The organism is Mycoplasma sp. Z386 (genome assembly GCF_054343375.1).
The window spans coordinates 37090-44292 of the sequence record NZ_JBTGVC010000004.1 but is presented as its reverse complement, the minus strand read 5'-3'; the positions used below and the strand labels follow the sequence as shown (position 1 = coordinate 44292).

The following is a 7203-nucleotide window of genomic DNA, read 5'->3' as shown; positions in this document are numbered from 1 at the left end:
ATGATTTTTCATATTGTAATTATACCATAATAGAAAGATTTTCAAAGAAAAAAATTTTTTTTTTAATACATAGTATTAAATATGCGAAAAAAAATAAAAAAATCCCGTCAACTGGGAAAGACGGGATATAAAGGAGAATTTATGAAAAAAAGATTTAAATCAGTTTTATTATTAGGTTTACCAACATTAACAACCGTTTTTGCAGTTGTTTCATGTTCTAATCCTGCTAAAACTACTAAAGAAACTAATCAATCATTAGATTATACAACTTATGGAATTACTAAAGCAAACCAAGTAAAAGAAAGAGTATTAGAATTCCCTGCTGCAAGAGGTGAAAATAGAATGGATGAAAACGGAGTTTTCTCATTCCACTTACATAATACACCAGTACAAGGTGTTTCAGGAGAGTGAACAGCTTTTGCAACAGAAGTAAAATCATTAACTGATAACACTCTTGTAAAAGGCGCAAATGGAAAACCAGTAGTAAAAAAAGCTATGGCTATGGCAAAAGAAGTAGATGCTTCCAAAGATTTTCCATTAGTATTTTCATGAACGGGTGATAATAAACTTACAGAAGGAAAATTTTATACATTCATTTTTTGAAAAAATGATGGAACAGAAAAAATTACTTTCAAAAATGATTTTATTAAAGAAAATAAAGATATTTTCCCTGCAACTTCAATTAAAACAATTACTAACTTGTCAATTGATTTTACTGCACCAGAATATGGAGTAACTAAACTTACAACAAGCACTATAAAAGAAAGACAATTACAATTCCCGGCTGCTAGAAGTGAAAACGTATTAGATGCAAATGGTATATTTACTTTTAAATTACATAATACACCAGTACAAGGTGTTAAAGGAGAATGATTAGCATTTGCAACAGAAGTAACTTCATTACATGATAATACTTTAGTAAGAGATGCTAATGGAAAACCAATAGTTAAAAAAACTATGGCTATGGCAAAAGCTAATGCAGATGTAGTTAATGAAAACGCTTTAGAATTTTCATGAACAGGTGATAATAAACTTACAGAAGGAAAATTCTATACATTTATTTTCTTTGCTAAAGATGGAACTGAAAAAATAGTATTTAAACCAGAATTTATAGTTGAAAGCAAAGACACATTTGAAGCGATAAAAGGAACTTCTACAAGAAAATCAAATTCCACTGAAACAATGCATTCAATGGATAAATCAAATATGATGATGAATGATTCTAGTGATAAAACACCAAAACAAAATCCTAATACTTCAAAAGATATGATGCACTCTGATTCTAACAGTATGGAAAAAAATAAAACCACATCAGATAATTCAATGATGATGAATGGTGACCAACACCAAGATTCACCACAACCAATGAAAAATTCATAATATTTATAATTTAAATTTTATGAATTAATTCATTTTTTTGTTTTAAAATAAGAGTTTTTATGCACTTTTTTACTTTTTTTCTTGAAAAATGTAAAAATTGTATTATAATTATTATGTAATAACTAAAAAGTTATTACAATATAGTAAATGCACATTATTAAAAAAACAAATCTAGAATACCCTTTTTAGGGTATTTTTTATCTTGTATATACAAAATAAAAGGAGAAAAATGAAAAAAAATTTAAAATTATTCTCTAATTTTAGTAATTTAATAGCAATATTTATAACTAGTAATAGAAAAAATAAAATTAAAATTGATAATTTAGGTTAATATGAAATTATATGTTTTAATCCCTTTAGCTGTAATCTTTTTTGTTGTTACTTTTTTAATATTGTTATTTGTATATCCTATTTTAATAAGAAAATATTGTGCTAAAATTAGAACATTAATACAAGATAATTATTTTTCTCTTAAAACTTTAGTTACAAATAAAGAAAAAATAGAAAAAAATATTTACTTTAAATTTAATCGTTATAATACACGATCATATATTGGATTGCTTCCTATTTGATATTTTTTGTTTTTGATTATATTTTCTGCAATTTTAAAGGTTTTAGAAGTTGAAGATAGTTTTTACTTTTCATTTACTTGAAAAGTTATATGAATATCATTTATAATTATTTTTTCATTAACTTTGATTTTAGAAATTTTGATATTTATTTTTATTTATAGTTTGATACAATATACAAGAAAAATTGTTATCTTCAATGAAATAATTCTTACTAAAAAGAAAATTTTTAGAAAAGAATTCATTTTTGTTGATGAATATGAAAAATTACCTCAGAAAAAACAAAATCCAAATTATTTAATATTTTTTAAAATGGATTTAAAAACAGAAAATTTTTATAGAGATTTCATCAAACATTTTTCCAAACCAAAAACTGTAAATGACTTTAAAGAAATTTTTAGTCAAATCGAAATTCAATATAAATCAAGAAATGACAATTTTTATTTACCATTTATTGATGAAATTATTTATGATATACATTTTAAAAAAGATTTTCCAAATGTAAAAAAATTTTTAAAATGAGCTTCAAAAATAAAATAATTAAATATCTTGTATTTTCCCTAAGATATTTTTTATTTATGTGATAGAATAATTATGTATGGGGGTGTACTGGCTTCGACATATATAAGTAATATTAAAACTCAGTAGTGTAGTAGACTATAATTACTTCTAGGCTTTTCTAAATGGAAAAGAAAATAAAAAATCAGAAGTAACATTTAACATGTTAGCTTCTGCAAATTCAAATCTAATTTTTGCTTAATTAAAAATTAGTTAAAAAATAAGATTTTCCTTTGATTTTATTTTTTAAGTTTTTTAAAAGGATATTTAGATAGATTTAACTAAAATCTAAAGAAATTTATAGTTAAATAAATTAGATTCTTTTTGTTAGTTTTAGACTAATTTATTATAAAAACTAAATAAACTGTAAACTTTTAATAAAGCTTATGTGTGGACCCGGGTTCAACTCCCGGCATCTCCACCATTTTTTATTTTTTTATTTCAAGCATTTTTTCATATTTAATGCTTGTATCATAATAAAAAGCATTGTTGTCTTCAGGATTATTACTATCACTAACTCTATAATAAATTGTATTTGTTTTTGAATCATAACTTAAAAAATGATAGTATTGTTTTTTATAACCGCAAGATAGGCTGTTTTCTTCATCATAATGAGATTTTCAACTGAAAATTTCATTAAAAGTTTTTTTAATTTCTAATTCATTCATAACAAAATCATTATAACACTTAAAAAATAAAAAAATTAAAAAATGAACTTTAAAAAGAAAAAAATCCATTTTTTTGAAGTTTTTTAATTTAAAGTATAAAAAATAGGACTAAATCCTATTTATATTTATGAATTTTATATAGTTTTTACTAATTTTTCTTTAGATAAATCAATTCCATCTGTTTTATTTCTTTGAATATGATAAATTTCAATAGGAACATTACTATTAGTATGAATTCCTTTTTTTTGCTCTCTTATAAAATGAACAATATCTTTTTCTATATCTTCCAGAGAATGTCCTTGAGCAATTACTTCTTTTGTAGATTTTAAAATGGCTTTATATTGATACATATTTACCTCTTTCTTTAATATCTATACAATAAAATTATAAAACTTTTTACAGTAATTTTTAAAAATATAATTAAAAATAACTATACAAATATAAAAAAATAAGTTTTTTTAATTTTTATATAAAAAACCATAATAAAAATCAAAAAATTTATTATAATTTAAAATAAATTATTACATACATATTTAATTCAATAAAATAAGGAGATAAAATGGCTGGACATTCAAAATGAGCTAATATTAAACATAGAAAAGGTGCTCAAGATGCAATAAGAGGAAAAATTTTTGCTAAATTTTCGAAAGAAATAATGGTTGCTGCAGCTAAAGGTGGTGGAGATATAGATACAAATCCAGCTTTAAGATTAGTAGTTTCTAAAGCAAGAGCAAAATCAATGCCTAAAGCTAATATTGAAAAGGCAATTGCAAAAGCAACAGGTGCTTCAAAAGAAGGCATTGATTTTAAAGAAGTTATTTATTCAGGAACTTTAGCAGGTGGTGTAACATTTTTGGTTATTTGTTTAACAGATAATATGAACCGTATTACAGCAAATATTCAAGCACTATTTAAAAAAGCAGGAGGGCAAGTTGGAAAACAAGGTTCTATCCCTTATGTTTTTGATCAAAAAGGTGTTTTAGAAATTGAAAAAAATCTTGCAAATGAAGAAGAATTGATGTTATTTTCTTTAGAAAATGGAGCAGAAGACTTTAAATCAGAAAATGAATATTATGAAATTTATTGTGAACCATCAAAATTTTTAAGTTTAAAAACAGCATTGGATAAACAATACAATTTTGAATATAAAACTGCAGAAGTAACTTATATCCCAAATCAAGAGGTTCAATTAGATGAAGAAAAAACAAAAAAATTATTAGAACATATTGAAAAATTTGAAGACGATGATGACATCCAAGAAGTATTTCATAATATGGATTTATCTGTTCTTTCTGAAGAAGAGTAAAAAATGAAATCAATATCTAGTAAAAAATCAAGAAAGCAATATAGAATTGAGTTAATTTCTGTAATTTATTCTTATGAGTTACAAGATCTTGTAATTGAAAGTAATCGAATTTTTGAGAGTAAAGATTTAAATAAGCAACAAATACAAACATTAGAATTAATAGAAAAACAGTATTTTTTCCATAAAAAAATTATTAGTTCATTTTTTAAAGAAAATGTATTATGAAATAATGTAAAACCTTTAATTAGAGCAATTTTATTGATGGGTGCTTTTGAATTAATGTATTTGGATAAAAGAATAGTAATTAATGAATTCGTAGAAATAACAAAGGATTTTACTTTAGAAGAAGATACAGATTATAAATTTGTGAATGCTATTTTAGATAAAGTAAGTAAAGAATATGAAAAACAATTTAAAATTGAAAAAAATTAATTCTTTAATTAAAAAAAATAATTATGAAAAAGAATATAAATACATTTTTAGTAATAAAAAAATGTATTTTTTAATTACAAAGTTAGCTTTAATATTTAATTTAAAAATTGATATAAAAGAGATTTATGAACAAGAAATTTCATTGATTAAAAAGTTTAATTCAGAATCTTTTATATGGATATCAGAACAAATACTTAATACAGATGAAATTTTATGTAAAATAGATAATAAAAAAATTTCTACTTATTTGTCTAATTTCCTTTATTTTCGTGTAAAAATAGATCACAATAATATTTTTGAGTTTGAAAAAGAAAGTAGAAAAAAATTTAATTTTTTTGCAAATGAATTGATGGAATCAACTTGTAATTTTAACTATTATATAACTAAAATTTTAGAGGTAGCAAAATAAAAATGTCTAAATTAACTCTTTTACAAATTTTAGAGCAAAAAAATCTTAAAAATGCTGAAACTCTTATTAGGATGGGTAAAGTCAAAGTTAATGGTGAAATTATTTTTATTCCAAGTACTAAAATTTCTTTTGAAAAAGATAAAGTAGAAGTTTTTGAAGAAAAAAAAGAATGAGTTTCTAGAGGGGCTTATAAATTGCTAGAAGCTATTAAACTTTTTAATTTAAATTTTCAAGATAAAACAGTTTTAGATATTGGTTCTTCAACTGGTGGATTTACAGAAGTTAGTTTAAAACATGGTGCAAAAAAAGTTTATTCATTGGATTCTGGAACAAACCAACTTGACTACTCATTAAGAACGAATACAAAGGTAATTCCTTTAGAAAAGACAAATTTAAAGTCAATTTCATTTGAACTTTTTAAAGAAAAAATGGATATCATAGTTTGTGATGTTTCTTTTATAAGTTTAAAAGAAGTGTTTAAGGTAATAAAAGAAATCGTGACATTAAATACAGATATTATGTTATTGATAAAACCACAATTTGAAGCAAGTAGTAAATATGTGGAAAAAGGTGGTTATGTTGACGAAAAGTATCATCAATTTTTAATAAATAGAGTTGTTGAATACGGAAAAGATAATGGTTTTGAACTTATAAAAATTTTCAAATCGCCAATTTTAGGCAATAAATCTAAAAATATAGAATATATAACTTTATTTAAAAGGAGTCAATATGAATAACTACAAAAAATTATTTCCTATGTTATCAAAAATAACATATTTTGATAATGCAGCTTTAGCTCAAAAACCTTTATCAGTAATAGAAGCGGGTGTAGATTTTTATTCAAATTACTCAATAAGTACTAGAACATCAGATTCAAAAATAGGAATCCAGGTTTTAAAAAAAGTGGAAACTGTTAGAAAAAAAATTGCCAAACTTATAGATGCTAAAAAAGATGAAATTATTTTTACATCAGGAACAACTGAATCGATTAATGTATTTGCATTAATGTCTAAACAACTTTTAAAAGCAAATGATGAAATCCTTTTATCATTTTATAATCATTCTTCTAATATAGTTCCTTGAATCGAAATAGCTAAAGAGTTAAATTTAAAAGTAAAATATTCAAAAAACCTTTTAGAAGATATTAATAAAAATACTAAAATTATTTGCTATTCTCAAGTTACAAATAACATAAACCAAAATTTTAATTCTACTGAAATTTATAAAAAAGCAAAAGAAGTAAAAGCAATAGTGTTCAATGATGCTGCTCAAGCAATTGCTCATGACAAAGTTTCTTTTAAAAATTCAGATATAGTAGTTTTTAGTGCAAATAAAATGTATGGACCTACAGGTTTAGGAGTTTTAGCAATAAAAAGTAAAATTTTAAATAAAATTAACCCTGTTATTTTTGGTGGTGGAGCAGTTGAAAAAATAGATAAATCTAATAATTGAACTCGAAAAAGCGGAATTAGTGCTTTTGAACCAGGAACTATGAATTTAGCGGCAATTTGACAATTAGATAAAGCAATTGATTTAATTAACGAAGTTTCAATTGAAAAAATTCATAATTTAAATTTAGAAGTAGCTAATTATTTATATGACCAATTATCAACAATTGAAGGTATAAATATATCATCTAAAAGGGGTGATTTTATAACTTTATTTAACATAAAACAATATGCACCACAAGATATAGCTTCTTATTTAGGTCATAAAGATATATATGTTAGAAGCGGAAATTTTTGTTCAAAACTTCTTTCTGAAGTAGAAAATGAAAATAATTATGTAAGAATTTCTGTAGCTTTTTATAATGATAAAACAGATGTAGATAAATTAGTACAAGCACTAAAAGAAGGAGGAGACTTTTTAAGTTTTATATAA

9 protein-coding genes and 1 other RNA gene are annotated in these 7203 nt (G+C 23.0%); 8 read left to right on the top strand and 2 right to left on the bottom strand.

The features are described 5' to 3' along the window. The first annotated feature begins 141 nt into the window (after positions 1–141). The 3 genes from ACXX85_RS01140 to ssrA all read left to right on the top strand — a co-directional run bounded on the left by ACXX85_RS01140 (position 142) and on the right by ssrA (position 2931). On the top strand, positions 142–1380 hold the full coding sequence (locus tag ACXX85_RS01140) for a hypothetical protein (protein ID WP_458560403.1): 1239 nt from the start codon (positions 142–144) through the stop codon (positions 1378–1380). A gap of 332 nt (positions 1381–1712) precedes the next feature. After that, positions 1713–2489, top strand: a complete 777-nt coding sequence (locus ACXX85_RS01135; RefSeq protein ID WP_458560402.1) for a hypothetical protein — start codon at positions 1713–1715, stop codon at positions 2487–2489. A gap of 60 nt (positions 2490–2549) precedes the next feature. Next, positions 2550–2931: a transfer-messenger RNA gene (ssrA, locus tag ACXX85_RS01130) on the top strand. Between the two features lie 4 nt (positions 2932–2935). Here the strand turns inward: ssrA and ACXX85_RS01125 are convergent. Together ACXX85_RS01125 and ACXX85_RS01120 are read right to left on the bottom strand one after the other, a co-directional pair. After that, positions 2936–3175: a hypothetical protein gene (locus ACXX85_RS01125; RefSeq protein ID WP_436359107.1), complete on the bottom strand. Its 240-nt coding sequence runs from the start codon at positions 3173–3175 to the stop codon at positions 2936–2938. Positions 3176–3309: 134 nt separating this feature from the next. Beyond that, positions 3310–3525, bottom strand: a complete 216-nt coding sequence (locus tag ACXX85_RS01120; RefSeq protein WP_436359110.1) for an MAG6790 family protein — start codon at positions 3523–3525, stop codon at positions 3310–3312. A 209-nt stretch (positions 3526–3734) separates the two neighbouring features. On the opposite strand from ACXX85_RS01120, the gene ACXX85_RS01115 reads away from it, so the two are divergent. Genes ACXX85_RS01115 through ACXX85_RS01095 form a run of 5 tightly spaced genes read left to right on the top strand, consistent with a single transcriptional unit; the run spans position 3735 to position 7203 of the window. Beyond that, positions 3735–4481 (top strand): YebC/PmpR family DNA-binding transcriptional regulator, encoded by a 747-nt coding sequence (locus tag ACXX85_RS01115; RefSeq protein WP_436359111.1) that lies wholly within the window; start codon positions 3735–3737, stop codon positions 4479–4481. Positions 4482–4484: 3 nt separating this feature from the next. Further along, positions 4485–4913: a transcription antitermination factor NusB gene (locus tag ACXX85_RS01110; protein WP_436359113.1), complete on the top strand. Its 429-nt coding sequence runs from the start codon at positions 4485–4487 to the stop codon at positions 4911–4913. Beyond that, positions 4882–5322, top strand: coding sequence for a hypothetical protein (locus ACXX85_RS01105; RefSeq protein WP_458560401.1), 441 nt, complete (start codon positions 4882–4884; stop codon positions 5320–5322). Before ACXX85_RS01110 ends, ACXX85_RS01105 begins: the two co-directional genes overlap by 32 nt. Positions 5323–5324: 2 nt before the next feature. Next, the gene (locus tag ACXX85_RS01100) at positions 5325–6059 is read left to right on the top strand and encodes a TlyA family RNA methyltransferase (RefSeq protein WP_458560400.1); all 735 of its coding nucleotides are present in this window, start codon (positions 5325–5327) and stop codon (positions 6057–6059) included. Continuing rightward, positions 6052–7203, top strand: a complete 1152-nt coding sequence (locus ACXX85_RS01095) for an aminotransferase class V-fold PLP-dependent enzyme (protein ID WP_436359117.1) — start codon at positions 6052–6054, stop codon at positions 7201–7203. The genes ACXX85_RS01100 and ACXX85_RS01095 overlap by 8 nt, the downstream gene beginning before the upstream one ends.